The sequence below is a fragment of the Prauserella sediminis genome (assembly GCF_014195435.1).
Lineage (GTDB): Bacteria > Actinomycetota > Actinomycetes > Mycobacteriales > Pseudonocardiaceae > Prauserella > Prauserella salsuginis.
Genome location: NZ_JACIBS010000001.1, coordinates 3,531,023 through 3,544,531 on the forward strand (window position 1 = coordinate 3,531,023; position 13,509 = coordinate 3,544,531).

Genomic DNA, 13,509 nt, shown 5'->3' on the forward strand with positions numbered 1-13,509 from the left:
CCTATGTCCTGGGCGGTTCACCGTTGCGGGTCACCGACGGTGTGAATCTAGCGTGAATCTAGCCGCCCGGCGTACCCAGCGTGAAGGCCCGTGCACCTGGCGGGCCGACCGGGTGCCCCAGGCGGAGCGGCACCCGCAGGCGCGGCCGCGACCAGCGAATGGCCGCGACCCATGTGAGTACCGGCGGCGGAGCGGACACCCGTATCGGACCGGATCGAAATCGATACCGGTTGGGACTGTCCGTAACGGTCGCGCTGATCCATAATCGAAGGTGGTGATGCCGTATGGGCCTGCGTGACGAGGAACGGCGACAGCTCGCCGAGATCGAACGCCGCCTGGGCGAGGACGACCCACGTCTGGCCCAGCGCCTGGCCACTCTGCGGCCCGGCACCTCACGGATGCTGTGGATCGGCGCGGGCCTGGTCGCCCTCTTCATCGTCGGCGGCGTCGTGATCGCGCTCGGTGCGGGCGCAGGCGCGCCCGTCGTGGTGGCGCTCGGAGTCATCATCGCCGCCGGGGTGCCGACCGCGGTCATCTGGCGGGTGTGGCTGCGCAAACTGGACACCGGTGGCCGTGACGGACAGGATGACGGCTCCGTGCAGGGCGGTGCGTCCGGCAAACGTTCCGCCGAGGGCCACGGCAACGGCCACGGATTCGGCCACGGATTCGGGTTCGGCAAGCGCAAGGGCGGCGCCGGCGGCACCGGTGACGGCCCGGATGCCGGCTCCGGCTCCACCGACTGACGACCCGTCGCGCGCCGGCCCGCGTACGGTCCGTGAGGGGCGGCCCCGCCTCCGGAGGTCCGCTGACTTAGACTCGGACATCGGTTCCCCATCGTCACCTGCGGTGCCCGTGGGCGAGCCCGTGAACCATACGCACGCCTGCGCGCCCACGCGGCGTGGACCTGCGCGTGCGACATGAGTCCGAAATACCGACCGATACCACTGTCCCGGCTAGGAGAAAACGTTGAAGAGCACCGTCGAGCAGCTGAGCCCGACGCGCGTGAAGATCAATGTCGAGGTGCCGTTCGACGAGCTCAAACCGAACTTCGACCGCGCCTACAGCAAGATCGCTCAGCAGGTCCGGATCCCCGGCTTCCGCCCCGGCAAGGCACCGGCGCCCGTCCTCGAGAGCAGGATCGGCCGTGCCCCCGTGCTCGACGAGGTCGTCAACGAGGCCATTCCGGCGAAGTACATGGAGGCCGTGCAGACCGGTGACGTCCGCACGCTCGGCCAGCCCGAGTTCGAGATCACGAAACTCGAGGACCGCGACGTCCTCGAGTTCACGGCCGAGGTCGACGTCCGTCCCGAGATCACGATCCCGGACCTGGACGACCTGTCGGTGACCGTGTCCGACGTGGAGGTCACCGACGAGGAGGTCGGCGAGGAGCTCGACAATCTCCGCGCGCGGTTCGGCACGCTGGCCGGTGTCGACCGGCCCGCCGCCCACGGCGACTTCACCTCGATCGACCTGTCCGCGACCGTCGACGGCCAGGAGGTCTCCGAGGCCTCGACGTCCGGCCTGTCGTACGAGATCGGCTCCGGGCAGCTCATCGACGGCATCGACGACGCGTTGGTCGGCCTGTCCGAGGGCGAGTCGGCCACGTTCACCACGAATCTCCTCGCCGGTGAGTACGCGGGCAAGGAGGCCGAGGTCACGGTCACGCTCGGCAGCGTCAAGGTGCGGGAGCTGCCGGAGGCCGACGACGAGTTCGCCCAGCTGGCCAGCGAGTTCGACACGATCGACGAGCTGAAGGCCGACCTGCGCGAGCGTCTCGGACGTTCGAAGCGCATGCAGCAGGGCGTCGAGGCGCGCGACAAGGTGCTCGAGCAGCTGCTCGAGCGCGTCGACGTGCCCGTGCCGGAGAAGGTGCTGCAGGGCGAGATCGACAACGCCAAGCACGAGGCGATCCACCCGTACGACCACGACGAGGAGGCCTACAAGAAGGCCCTCGAAGCCCAGGGCGGCGACCCGGAGGCGTGGGAGAACGAGGTTCGCACCGAGGCCGAGAAGTCGGTTCGCACGCAGCTGCTGCTGGACACGCTTGCCGACGAGAAGGACGTCCAGGTCGGCGACCAGGAGCTGACCGAGCGGATCATCTACCAGGCCCAGCGTTTCGGCGTCAGCCCGGACGAGTACATCCAGCGCGCCCAGCAGTCGGGCCAGCTGGGCGCGATCTTCGCCGACGTCCGCCGTGGCAAGGCGCTGGCGGTCGTCGTGCGCGGCGCCACGGTGACCGACGAGTCGGGTGAGGCGCTCGACCTGGCCGAGCTGTTCGGTGAGGACGAGTCGGAGGCCGAGGCCGACGACGCGGCGACCGGTGCGGACGAGGCGCAGGAGGACACCGAGGCCGGGGAGCAGGACACGTCCTCGGACAAGTGATTTCTCTTCATGCTCTGAGCGAACTCGGGCGGTGTCAGGACTTCTGCGCCGCCCGAGTTCGTTAGGGTCGGTTGCAAGATCTGAGACTTCGAAAAAAGGCAGGCAGACGTGACGCAGCACATGCCCGAGGGGCGCACCAGCACCGCGGGACTGAACCTGACCGACTCGGTGTACGAGCGGCTGCTCCAGGAACGCATCGTGGTGCTGGGCTCCGAGGTCAATGACGAGGTCGCCAACCGCATCACGGCGCAGCTGTTGCTGCTGTCGGCGGAGGACTCGCAGTCCGACATCCGCTTCTACATCAACTCGCCGGGTGGCTCGGTCACGGCCGGTTTCGCCATCTACGACACGATGCAGCTCATCGAGCCGAACGTGGCGACGTACGCGATGGGCATGGCCGCCTCGATGGGCCAGTTCCTCCTGTCGTCGGGTACGCCCGGCAAGCGCTACGCGCTGGAGCACGCGCGCATCCTCATGCACCAGCCGTCGGCCGGTGTCGGCGGTACGGCGTCGGACATCGCCATCCAGGCCGAGGTCTTCGGCAAGTGGAAGCAGGAGCTGGCGCGCATCACGGCCGACCAGACGGGCCAGACGGTCGACCAGGTCCTGGCCGACGGTGACCGCGACCGCTGGTTCACCGCACAGGAAGCCCTGGACTACGGCTTCGTCGACCAGGTGCTGACGCGTGAGAACCCCGCGCCGGGCTCGAACTCGAACTGACCGGGACCCGAGAAGGAGACCATCGATGAGCAACTTCCAGCTTCCTCAGTCCCGGTACGTGATGCCCTCCTACGTGGAGCGCACCAGCTACGGGATCAAGGAGTCGAACCCGTACAACAAGCTCTACGAAGAGCGCCAGATCATGCTGGGTGTGCAGGTGGACGACGCGTCGGCCAACGACGTGATGGCCCAGCTGCTCCACCTCGAGCACGAGGACCCGGACCGGGACATCATGATCTACATCAACTCGCCGGGTGGCTCGTTCACCGCGTTGATGGCGATCTACGACACGATGCAGTTCGTACGCCCCGACATCGCCACGGTGTGCCTCGGCCAGGCTGCTTCGGCCGCGGCCGTGCTGCTGGCGGCGGGCACGAAGGGCAAGCGGTACGCACTGCCGAACGCCCGGGTGCTGATCCACCAGCCCGCCACCGAGGGCACCTACGGCCAGGTGTCCGACCTGGAGATCCAGGCCGCCGAGATCCAGCGGATCCGCCGGCTCATGGAGACGACGCTGGCCCAGCACACGGACAAGAGCGAAGAAGAGGTCCGCCGGGACGTCGAACGTGACAAGATCCTGACGGCCGCGGAGGCCAAGGAGTACGGGATCATCGACGAGGTGCTGCCGTACCGCAAGGGCACCGGCTCGAACTGATCGACCCGCCGCCGGGCGGGAGCGTGTCGTCACCCGACAGGTTCCCGCCCGGCGGGCTATGGTGTCGGGAAGGCCGTCGAGCGCTCCTCACGTGAGTGGGGACGATCCGGCGGACTCCCATCGGTCCCGCCCGGCGGGTACCGTCAAGAGACAGCGCGTGGCGCCTGTTCACTGTGTCCACCAGGCGGCACCGAGAACGAGTCAGGTGCGCCTGACGCACCGGAGGGGACGAGGTCAGCGGCCATGGCACGCATCGGCGAGGGCGGAGACCTGCTCAAGTGCTCGTTCTGTGGGAAGAGCCAAAAACAGGTGAAGAAGCTCATCGCCGGACCAGGCGTCTACATCTGCGATGAGTGCATCGATCTCTGCAACGAGATCATCGAGGAGGAACTGGCCGAGGCCGGCGACGTCAAGCTCGACGAACTGCCGAAGCCCGCGGAGATCCACGACTTCCTCGAGCAGTACATCATCGGCCAGGACGAGGCGAAACGCGCGCTGGCCGTCGCGGTGTACAACCACTACAAGCGCATCCAGTCGCAGGGTTCGGCGGGTCCCAAGGATTCGAAGGACGAGCCGGTCGAGCTCGCCAAGTCGAACATCCTCATGCTCGGCCCGACGGGCTGCGGCAAGACCTATCTCGCGCAGACGCTCGCGAAAATGCTCAACGTGCCGTTCGCGATCGCCGACGCCACGGCGCTCACCGAGGCCGGCTACGTCGGAGAGGACGTCGAGAACATCCTCCTCAAGCTGATCCAGGCCGCCGACTACGACGTCAAGCGTGCCGAGACGGGCATCATCTACATCGACGAGGTCGACAAGATCGCCCGCAAGTCCGAGAATCCGTCGATCACCCGCGACGTCTCGGGGGAGGGCGTGCAGCAGGCGCTGCTGAAGATCCTCGAGGGCACGACCGCGGCGGTCCCGCCGCAGGGCGGCCGCAAGCACCCGCACCAGGAGTTCATCCAGATCGACACGACGAACGTGCTGTTCATCGTGGCCGGTGCGTTCCAGGGGCTCGAGGCGATCGTCAACGAACGCGTCGGTAAGCGCGGGCTCGGATTCGGCGCGGAGATCCGCACGAAGCAGGAGATCGAGCAGAGCGACGTCTTCAGCGAGACGATGCCTGAGGACCTGATCAAGTTCGGGTTGATCCCCGAGTTCATTGGCCGCGTTCCGGTCATGGCCAGCGTGACGAACCTGGACAAGGCCGCGCTCGTGCAGATCCTCACCGAGCCGCGGAACGCGCTCACAAAGCAGTACACGAAGCTGTTCGAGCTGGACAACGTGGAGCTCGAGTTCACCGACACGGCGCTCGAGGCGATCGCGGACCAGGCACTGCTGCGCGGAACCGGCGCCCGGGGCCTGCGAGCGATCATGGAAGAGGTGCTCCAGCCGGTCATGTACGACATCCCGAGCCGCGAGGACGTGGCGAAGGTCGTCATCACCGAGCAGACGGTGCGCGAGAACGTGAACCCGACGATCGTGTCGCGGCAGCCGTCCCGGCGGCGTAACGGTGAGCGCGGGGAGAAGTCCGCCTGACCGGGCGGGCGCCGCTGATGAAGACGTCGCACCGCTCGCCCACTCGGGGGTTGCCGACGCTGCAGCGGACAGCTGGGGACATGGTGAACGAATCCGATGACGTGGCGGCACGTCTGGTCGCGGCCCTGCGCCTGCGGCAGCCGCGGGTGCAGGTGGCGATCGCCGGCTTTCTGGTCGTGTTCATGGTGGTGTGCGTGATCGCGACGATCACGCGCCTGTCGCTGCTGCCGTTGTTGCCGCTGCTGTCGTTCGCGGGGGCGTCGGCCGCGGCGTGGCGGGCGCGGACCGCCGCGGACGACCGCCACGCGGTCGCGTGGACGACGGTCGTGGCCGGTGGGGTGGCGCTCGGGTTCTGGCTGCTCGGCATGATCAACCGGGTCTGGTGAACCCCGGGCGATGTGAACTCCGGGCGACGATGCGTCCACGCGGAGGTTTCGCGAATCCGTGTCGTGGCTAACCTCTCCCGGTAGGGTGTGCCGACGCGAAGAGGACGCCACGCTGTGACCATGATGGGCGAGCTCGCCACCGGCGAGTTCTCACACGAGGCTTTGCTCTACCGCGACGAGAACGCCTACGTGAAGGCGATCACGGCGTTCGTCGCGAATGGCATTCACAACGAGGAGCCGGTCGCACTCGCGTTGCCCACCGACAAGCTGGCGACGGTGGAGCAGGCCCTCGGTGACACCGCCGCCGACGTCGTGTTCATCGACATGGCTGAAGCCGGTCGCAATCCGGCGGCGGTCCTCAGTGGGGTGCTCCACTCATTCGCCGACAGTCACCATGGAAGGGTGCGGATCGTGGGCGAACCGATCTGGCCGGAGCGTTCCGCGGCCGAGTACACCGCCGCGGTCGAACACGAGGCGCTGATCAACGAGGCCTTCGCGGGCACGCCGGCGGTCATCCTCTGTCCCTATGACGCGTCCCGGCTGGGGCGAGCGGTGCTCGACGACGTCCTGGCGACCCATCCGGATCTGGTCGATGAGACGGGCAGGCACGCGAGTGACGCCTACGATCCGAACGCCGTGATCGATGACTGCAATCGGCCGCTGCCTGTGCCGTCGTCGGTGTCGGCGCTCCGATTCGACGTGCACACGCTCGCCGAAGCACGGCGCTTCGCCGTCGCGCACGCGGAATGCCACGGCGTGGATCGCGACCGGCTGCCCGACATCGCGCTCGTCATCGGCGAGCTCGCCGCGAACAGCGTGCAGCACGGGGGCGGCTCGGGAACGCTGTGTGTGTGGCAGGACGCCCCGACCGGAGCGGTCGTGTGCCAGGTCGACGACGCGGGCAGCCACACCGACCCGTTCGCCGGCCGGCTCCCCGTGCCTGCCGAGCAGCTCGGCGGGCGGGGGCTGTTGCTGGTGAACCGGCTCGCCGATCTCGTGCGGACCTACCGCGGCGCGGGCCACACCGCCACGCGCGTGTGGTTCGACCGGTAGCGCCTCAGACGCGGGGCTCGGCCTGCCCGGGAGCGTATCTGCCGAGGAACGAGACGAGCCCGGGCACGGCCGAGGTGTAGAAGTTCCCGGTATGGCCGCCGTCGCTGAAGTGCGCGACCTCGGGGTGCACACGCCGCACGAACCGGCGGGTCCCGGCCACGAACGGATCCGACGTGCCGCACCACACACCGATCGGTGTGTCACCGAGCGAGTCGGGGTGCCGCAGCGGATCGAGTGCCGCCCATGCCCGGCGGTCGCGGAACGCCTCGCGTTCGCTCATCTCGTCCCACTTGGTCAGCAGCGCCGGGGCGATCACACCGGTCGCGGCGAGCGGGTCCCCGCGTTCGCGGCGCCTGCGGGTGTACACGAGTGCGCCGAACCCGCCCATCGACGTACCGGCCACCGCGAACGGCCGTCCGGACGGGCCGCCGAGGCCGCGAGCGGCGAGCCAGACGGGCAGCTCGTCGAGCAGCATCGCCATGGGGTCGTCGCCAGGGGTGGACTCGTGCCAGTAGGCGTACGGGCCGCCGTCGACCGCCGCCAGGCCGAACGGGGGCACGTCGCCCACCGCGACGGCTTGCGCGAGGTACCGCACCATCCCGTTCGGGGTGGCCGCGCGCGCCGTGCCACCCCGGGCATGCAGCACCGCCACCATTGGCAGCCCGCGGTCAGGGAGCCGGCCCGGCAGCATGAGCACGAGATTGACCGGCTGCCCGCGGGCTCGGGAGAACACCACTTCGGAGCGGATGTCGGGGGCGGTCGCGGTCGCCGACCGGCGGGCCGTCGATGACCCCGTGAGCGCCGCGAGCCCTGCCGTGGCCAGGACCGCGGTGCCGCCGAGCACCACCGAGCGGCGGTCAGGTCTCGGCAACGCGATCGCCCCCGGTGTAGACGTTCATGCTGGATCCCCGCAGGAAGCCGACGAGTGTCATGCCCTGTTCGGCGGCCAGCTCCACGGCCAGCGAGGACGGAGCGGAGACGGCGGCCAACAGGGGGATACCCGCCATCGCGGCCTTCTGCACCAACTCGAACGAGGCACGCCCGGACACGAGCAGGCCCCGGTCGGCGGCGGGAATGGATCCGTCGAGCAGCGCCTTGCCGAGGACCTTGTCGACGGCGTTGTGCCTGCCGACGTCCTCCCGCACGTCAAGCAGCGTCCCGTCGGCGGTGAACAGCGCCGCGGCGTGCAGCCCGCCGGTGCTGGCGAAGACCTTCTGCCGCTCCCGCAGCGCGTCGGGCAGTGCCGACAGCATCTCCGGCGTGACGGGGAAATCGGCCTCGGCGGGGGAGAACCGCGTACTGAGTCGCACGGCGTCGAGCGCTGCCTTGCCGCACACCCCGCACGACGACGTCGTGTAGAAGTTGCGCTCCACACCGGGCTCGGGCCCGGGGACACCGGGGGAGAGCGCGACGTCGAGGACGTTGTAGGTGTTGCGGCCGTCGTCGTCGGTTCCCGCGCAGTACCGGGCGGTCAGGACGTCCTCACGGTCGCCGATGACGCCTTCGGACAGCAGGAACCCGTGTGCCAGTTCGACGTCGTTGCCGGGCGTGCGCATGGTGACGGCGAGGGGAGCGCCCGCCACGCGCAGTTCAAGGGGTTCCTCGGCAGCGAGCGCGTCCGGGCGCGTGCGCTCGCCGTTCGAGGTGAGCATGCGTACCGGCCTGCGTACCGTCACTCGGCCCATCGGTGCGTCCACTCCAGACGTGGTTTCGGTGGTTCGGGGGTGCCGCGTCGCGGCCGGGTGGCCTACGGTGACGCGAGCACCGTGACTCCAGAGTAGGAGAGTGAGCGAGTGGCCCTCAGCTTTCTCGACCGTTCGCGGACCGTCGCACCGCCGGACTGGAGCCGCTGGCTCGTCCCGCCCGCGGCCCTGGCGGTGCATCTGGCGATCGGGCAAGTCTACGCGTGGAGTGTGTTCAAGCCGCCGCTCGAGGGGTCCCTGGGGCTGAGCGGCACGCAGAGCGCGCTGCCGTTCCAGCTGGCCATCGTGATGCTGGGGCTGTCGGCGGCGTTCGGCGGCACGCTCGTCGAGCGCAACGGGCCGCGCTGGGCGATGTTCGTCTCGATGACGTGCTTCTCCTCGGGCTTTTTGATCTCGGCGCTCGGCGTGGCCACGGAGCAGTTCTGGCTGGTCGTGCTGGGGTACGGCGTCGTCGGTGGTGTCGGCCTGGGTATCGGGTACATCTCGCCGGTGTCGACTCTGATCAAGTGGTTCCCGGACCGGCCGGGCATGGCGACCGGCATCGCGATCATGGGCTTCGGCGGGGGCGCACTGATCGCGTCGCCGTGGTCGGCCCAGATGCTGGAATGGTTCGGCACGGGCAGCGGCGGTATCGCGACCACGATGCTGGTGCACGGCGTCGTCTATTTCGGATTCATGGGTCTCGGGGTCGTTCTGGTGCGGGTACCGGCACCGGACTGGACCCCACCGGGGACCCCGGTGGAGCAGGCCGGTGGCCGCACGATCGCGGTTTCGGCCAACAACGCGCTGCGCACGCCGCAGTTCTGGCTGCTCTGGCTCATCCTCTGTCTCAACGTGACCGCGGGCATCGGCATCCTCGAGAAGGCCTCGCCCATGATCACCGAGTTCTTCCGCGACACGGCGATGCCGGTGAGCGCGGCGGCTGCGGCCGGGTTCGTCGGGCTGCTGTCGCTGACGAACATGCTCGGCCGCTTCGTGTGGTCTTCCACATCGGACGTCGTGGGCCGCAAGAACATCTACCGGATGTACCTGGGCGTTGGTGCGCTGCTGTACCTGGCGATCGCGTTGACGACGAACTCCTCGACGCTGGTGTTCGTGCTGTGCGCGGCACTCATCCTGTCGTTCTACGGCGGCGGGTTCGCCACCATCCCGGCGTACCTGAAGGACCTGTTCGGTACCTACGAGGTCGGTGCGATCCACGGCAGGCTGCTGACGGCGTGGTCGACGGCTGGCGTGCTCGGCCCGCTGATCGTCAACGCCATCGCCGACAGCCAGGAGGCCGCCGGCAAGCAGGGGCCGGACCTGTACGGCATGTCGCTGCTGATCATGATGGGCCTGCTGATCGTCGGGTTCGTGGCGAACGAGTTCGTCCGGCCGGTGCATCCCCGGTTCCATGAACCGGGCGTCGGTGGATCCGAGGGGGCCACGGCCGGCGATCCCGCGAAGGAGGGGCGATGACAGAACAGCGGAGCGAGGAACCGGGCGGCAGCGCGACGAGTCCCGTGGCCGAGCGCCGCAGGGGGCTGCTGGTGCTCGCGTGGCTGTGGGTCGGGCTGCCGTTCGCGTACGGCGCCTTCGAACTGGCGCGGAAACTGGTGCAGCTCTTCGGCGCTTGACGGGGCGTGTTCGGCCGCGGATGTCCGATTACAGCGGCCGGGTGGTTTTACGTCCGCGTTACCCGCTGCATCTTGCGGTGATCGTTAGCCGTGCGAAAGGCTGGGCAGCCGATCCCGACAGGGAGCAGCTGCCGACCGGAGGTTCTCGTGGCCGTATCCCGATCCGTCCGCCGCGGACTCGCCGCACTCGCCGTCCTGGTGACGTTGCCCGCGCTGACCACACCGGTGAACGCGCAGGAGTGGAGCGATCCGGGCGCATCCGGGGGCGGTGCCCACCGCGAATCCGGGCAGCTGGCGCGCAGTGGCGCCACCCCCGCGGCTACTCGGCTCGCGACATCGGACGAGAACCGGCAGGCCGGGGATCAGACCGGCTACCCACGGCAGACCAGGCTGCGGGAGTTCCCCGAGAACCCCGACGACAAGGCCATCAAGCTCGGACTGACGCCGTATCACGACATCGCACCGCAGCTGAACGAGCTGCAGGAGCGCAGCGACCGCGTCTCGGCGGAGGTCGTCGGGCGGAGCACCCAGGGCCGAGACCTCTACCTGGTCACGCTCACCGCTCCCGAATCGCCCGCCGAGGCGGCGCGGCAGGCGCGCTGGCGAGAGCTGATCGAGGACGATCCGTCGGCTGCCGCGGGCAACGAGCGGCTGGCTCGGGAGTACAAGGCACCGGTGTGGATCAACGCCAACATCCACGGTGACGAGTGGGAGGGCACCGACGGTGCGCTGGACGTCATCGAACGCCTCGCCACCAGCACCGACGAGGCCGATTCCGACCTGCTCGAATCCACCCGGATCTACCTGACCGTCACCAACAATCCCGACGGCCGTGTCGCGGGCACGCGTGCGAACGCCGCGGGATTCGATGTCAACCGTGACCACATCAGCTCGACACAGCCGGAATCCCGCGCGGTGCGGGACGTGCTGATCGAGACCCAGCCGCTCGTGATGATCGACGAGCACGGCTACACGGGCACGACGCTCATCGAACCGGGAACGCCGCCGCACGGCCGGGACTACGAGTACGACCTCTACATCAAGCACGCCTACGAGAACGCACTCGGCATGGAACGTGCCATCGGGAAGCTGGGCCACGACGAGACGGAGCGGGCGGACATCCCGTTCCGCGACTTCGAGCCGGGTGAGTGGGACGACTGGCCGCCCATCTTCACGCCGATGTACTCGATTTATCACGGCGCGGTGGGGCACACGGTCGAGGTGCCGCTCCGGGTGAACCGCGGCGAGTACGAGCAGCTGCCGGTCGAGGAGCTGCGGCGGCGTTCGGACATCAACCGTGACGTGGCGGGCGCGACGATCACGTCGGCCATCGACTACGCCAAGAGCAACCGCGCCGAGCTGATCGACGACCAGATCGAGACGTTCCGCCGTGGCTGGGCCGGCGAGCCGCAGCGCGAGATCCCCGACGGATACGTTCCCGGTTTCGGCGAGGAAGACCGCTACTCGGCGGAGTTCCCGCGGGCCTACGTCATCCCCGCCGGCGATGACCAGCGGTCGGCGTCCGCCGCGGCACGGCTCGTCGACCACCTGGTTGCGCACGACGTGCGGGTCTCGCGTGCGGAGCACACGTTCCACCTCGACGGGCAGCGCTACCCGAAGGGCTCGTACGTGGTCGACATGCACCAGCCCAAGCGCGGCCTGGCCAACGCCATGCTCTCGGCAGGCCAGGACATCTCCGGTGACGTCCCGCGGATGTACGACATCTCCGGCTGGAGTCTCGGGCTGCTGTGGGGCGCCACGGTCGACGTCTCGGCCGACGAGGCGCCCGCGGTGCGCACGTCGCCGGTCGCGGCGGCCGGGCCGACGGGGTCGCTTCCGCCGCCGGCGAAGGCCGACCTCGAGCTCGCGCTCACCGACGGTGCCGACGTGCAGGCCGTGACCTACCTGCTCGATCGCGGGGTCGAGGTGACCCGTGGCGACGACGGCACGCTCGTCGTCCCCGCGTCGGCGCGCAGCGAAGCGGCGACGGCGGCCGACCGGTTCGGCGTGACCTTCACCAAGGCCGGGAGAGGCCCGGCCGGAACTGCGCTGGCAGCGCCGGTGATCGCCGCCGCGGCGTCCGCCGACGAGCTCGCCGTGTTGCGCGGCCTCGGGTTCGAGGTCCGCCCGATCTCGACCGCGGTGCTCAACGAGGGCTTCGAGTTCGACGACGTCAGCGCGCTGCTGGTCTCTACCGGTCTCGACCACGACGCGTTGACGGCCGAGGCGAAGCGGCGGTTGCAGGCGTTCCTCGACGACGGTGGCGGGGTCATCACCCGCGGCGGCGGTGGCGCGGCGTTCAACGAGGCGGCCGGGCTGTTGCCGGTCACCGCGGTCGAAGGACGGGGAGACGCCAACGGCGTCGTGTCCGTGACCGACGGTGAGGGCGGCGTGCTCGACCGCGCGCCCGCGCACTCGTTCGTCTACTCGCCGGTGTGGTTCACCGGTCTCGCCGACTCCGTGACGGCCGAACAGCGCTACGCCCGCGATCCACTCGTCGCGGGGCACTGGCTGCCGGGCGAGGCCGCGGGCGGTCCTGCCGAGGCCGCGGGGGAGGCGTCGGTCGTCTCGGGCGTCTCGGCCGGGGGGACGCGGACGGTGCTGTTCGGCACCGAGCCGATGTTCCGTGACCATCCGAAGGGGCTGTACGCGCAGGTCGCGGACGCGGTGTTCTGGGCGACGTCGTAGCGCCGGAGCTGCGGCGAACCGGTGGTGGACACCGGCGGCTGCGGCTAGGGTGCGGCCATGCTCATCGCGGAGGACCTGCTGCTCCTGGCGTTCGACGACACCGAGGGCAAACCCGTTTCGGGCGTCCACAACCTCGACCAGGCCGTGGCCGGGGCACTCCTGCTCGAACTGACTCTGCGCGGCAGGGTGGACGTCACCGGAGAGGCGGACGAGGGCCGGGCCGGCCGCATCGTGCTGCGCGACGCCACTCCCGTGGGCGAGGCCGAACTGGACGGGGCGCTCGAGGCGCTCGCCGAGAAGGAGGGGGCGAAGCCGAAGGACGCCGTCAACCGGTTGGCCAAGGACGGTCCCGTCGACCGGCTGCTGTCCGGACTGGCCGACCGCGGTGTGCTGAAGCGGGAGGACAGGAAGGTACTCAAGCTGTTCCCCGTCACCCGCTGGCCCGCGGCCGATTGCCGGCACGAGGAACAGCTCCGCACCGAGCTGCACCGCGTGCTCGTCGAGGAGGCCGAGCCGGACGAGCGCACCGCCGCGGTGGTCGCCCTGCTCGTCGCCACCAAGTCGGTCCGGCACGCGTTCCCGACCGACGACCCGCAGCTGACGCAGAAACGGGCCGAGCAGGTCGCCGAGGGCAACTGGGGCAGTGACGCCGTGCGCAAGGCCATCGACGAGGTGACGGCCGCCGTGATGGTCGCGGTGATGGCGGCCGTCGTCACCACCTCGTAGCCGGCGCCTTCGCAGGCGGGGCCGCGAGTAGGGCCACGCCG

Annotated in this window: 13 protein-coding genes; 11 read left to right on the forward strand and 2 right to left on the reverse strand. The window is 69.5% G+C overall.

The annotated features are described in order from the left end of the window. The first annotated feature begins 284 nt into the window (after nucleotides 1-284). The 7 genes from FB384_RS16055 to FB384_RS16085 all read left to right on the forward strand — a co-directional run bounded on the left by FB384_RS16055 (nucleotide 285) and on the right by FB384_RS16085 (nucleotide 6,735). On the forward strand, nucleotides 285-743 hold the full coding sequence (locus tag FB384_RS16055; protein WP_183783939.1) for a DUF3040 domain-containing protein: 459 nt from the start codon (nucleotides 285-287) through the stop codon (nucleotides 741-743). 223 nt (nucleotides 744-966) lie between these two features. After that, complete coding sequence (gene tig / locus FB384_RS16060) at nucleotides 967-2,382, forward strand: trigger factor (RefSeq protein WP_183783941.1); 1,416 nt, start codon at nucleotides 967-969, stop codon at nucleotides 2,380-2,382. A gap of 108 nt (nucleotides 2,383-2,490) precedes the next feature. Next, nucleotides 2,491-3,102, forward strand: coding sequence for a ClpP family protease (locus tag FB384_RS16065; protein WP_183783943.1), 612 nt, complete (start codon nucleotides 2,491-2,493; stop codon nucleotides 3,100-3,102). A gap of 25 nt (nucleotides 3,103-3,127) precedes the next feature. Beyond that, complete coding sequence (locus FB384_RS16070) at nucleotides 3,128-3,757, forward strand: ATP-dependent Clp protease proteolytic subunit (protein WP_183783945.1); 630 nt, start codon at nucleotides 3,128-3,130, stop codon at nucleotides 3,755-3,757. A 243-nt stretch (nucleotides 3,758-4,000) separates the two neighbouring features. Next, entirely contained in the window at nucleotides 4,001-5,296 is a 1,296-nt protein-coding gene (gene clpX, locus FB384_RS16075) for an ATP-dependent Clp protease ATP-binding subunit ClpX (RefSeq protein WP_183783947.1), read from the forward strand. A gap of 80 nt (nucleotides 5,297-5,376) precedes the next feature. Continuing rightward, nucleotides 5,377-5,682, forward strand: coding sequence for a hypothetical protein (locus tag FB384_RS16080; RefSeq protein WP_183783949.1), 306 nt, complete (start codon nucleotides 5,377-5,379; stop codon nucleotides 5,680-5,682). Between the two features lie 120 nt (nucleotides 5,683-5,802). Then, a complete protein-coding gene (locus FB384_RS16085; RefSeq protein WP_221212755.1) occupies nucleotides 5,803-6,735 on the forward strand; it encodes an anti-sigma factor RsbA family regulatory protein in 933 nt (310 codons plus the stop codon). Nucleotides 6,736-6,739: 4 nt separating this feature from the next. On the opposite strand, the gene FB384_RS16090 is transcribed toward FB384_RS16085, so the two are convergent. Together FB384_RS16090 and fdhD are read right to left on the reverse strand one after the other, a co-directional pair. Next, nucleotides 6,740-7,606, reverse strand: a complete 867-nt coding sequence (locus FB384_RS16090; protein WP_221212756.1) for an alpha/beta hydrolase — start codon at nucleotides 7,604-7,606, stop codon at nucleotides 6,740-6,742. Next, the gene (gene fdhD / locus FB384_RS16095; protein ID WP_183783951.1) at nucleotides 7,593-8,420 is read right to left on the reverse strand and encodes a formate dehydrogenase accessory sulfurtransferase FdhD; all 828 of its coding nucleotides are present in this window, start codon (nucleotides 8,418-8,420) and stop codon (nucleotides 7,593-7,595) included. The genes FB384_RS16090 and fdhD overlap by 14 nt, the downstream gene beginning before the upstream one ends. A 108-nt stretch (nucleotides 8,421-8,528) precedes the next feature. Between fdhD and FB384_RS16100 the strand changes: the two genes are divergently transcribed. The 4 genes from FB384_RS16100 (at nucleotide 8,529) to FB384_RS16115 (ending at nucleotide 13,468) form a co-directional block, all read left to right on the forward strand. Next, the gene (locus FB384_RS16100) at nucleotides 8,529-9,896 is read left to right on the forward strand and encodes an OFA family MFS transporter (protein ID WP_183783953.1); all 1,368 of its coding nucleotides are present in this window, start codon (nucleotides 8,529-8,531) and stop codon (nucleotides 9,894-9,896) included. Then, nucleotides 9,893-10,054, forward strand: coding sequence for an MFS transporter small subunit (locus FB384_RS16105; protein ID WP_183783955.1), 162 nt, complete (start codon nucleotides 9,893-9,895; stop codon nucleotides 10,052-10,054). Before FB384_RS16100 ends, FB384_RS16105 begins: the two co-directional genes overlap by 4 nt. A 147-nt stretch (nucleotides 10,055-10,201) precedes the next feature. Further along, the gene (locus FB384_RS16110; RefSeq protein WP_323985251.1) at nucleotides 10,202-12,742 is read left to right on the forward strand and encodes a M14 family zinc carboxypeptidase; all 2,541 of its coding nucleotides are present in this window, start codon (nucleotides 10,202-10,204) and stop codon (nucleotides 12,740-12,742) included. 57 nt (nucleotides 12,743-12,799) lie between these two features. After that, the gene (locus FB384_RS16115; RefSeq protein ID WP_183783957.1) at nucleotides 12,800-13,468 is read left to right on the forward strand and encodes a GOLPH3/VPS74 family protein; all 669 of its coding nucleotides are present in this window, start codon (nucleotides 12,800-12,802) and stop codon (nucleotides 13,466-13,468) included. The last annotated feature ends 41 nt before the right edge of the window (nucleotides 13,469-13,509 follow it).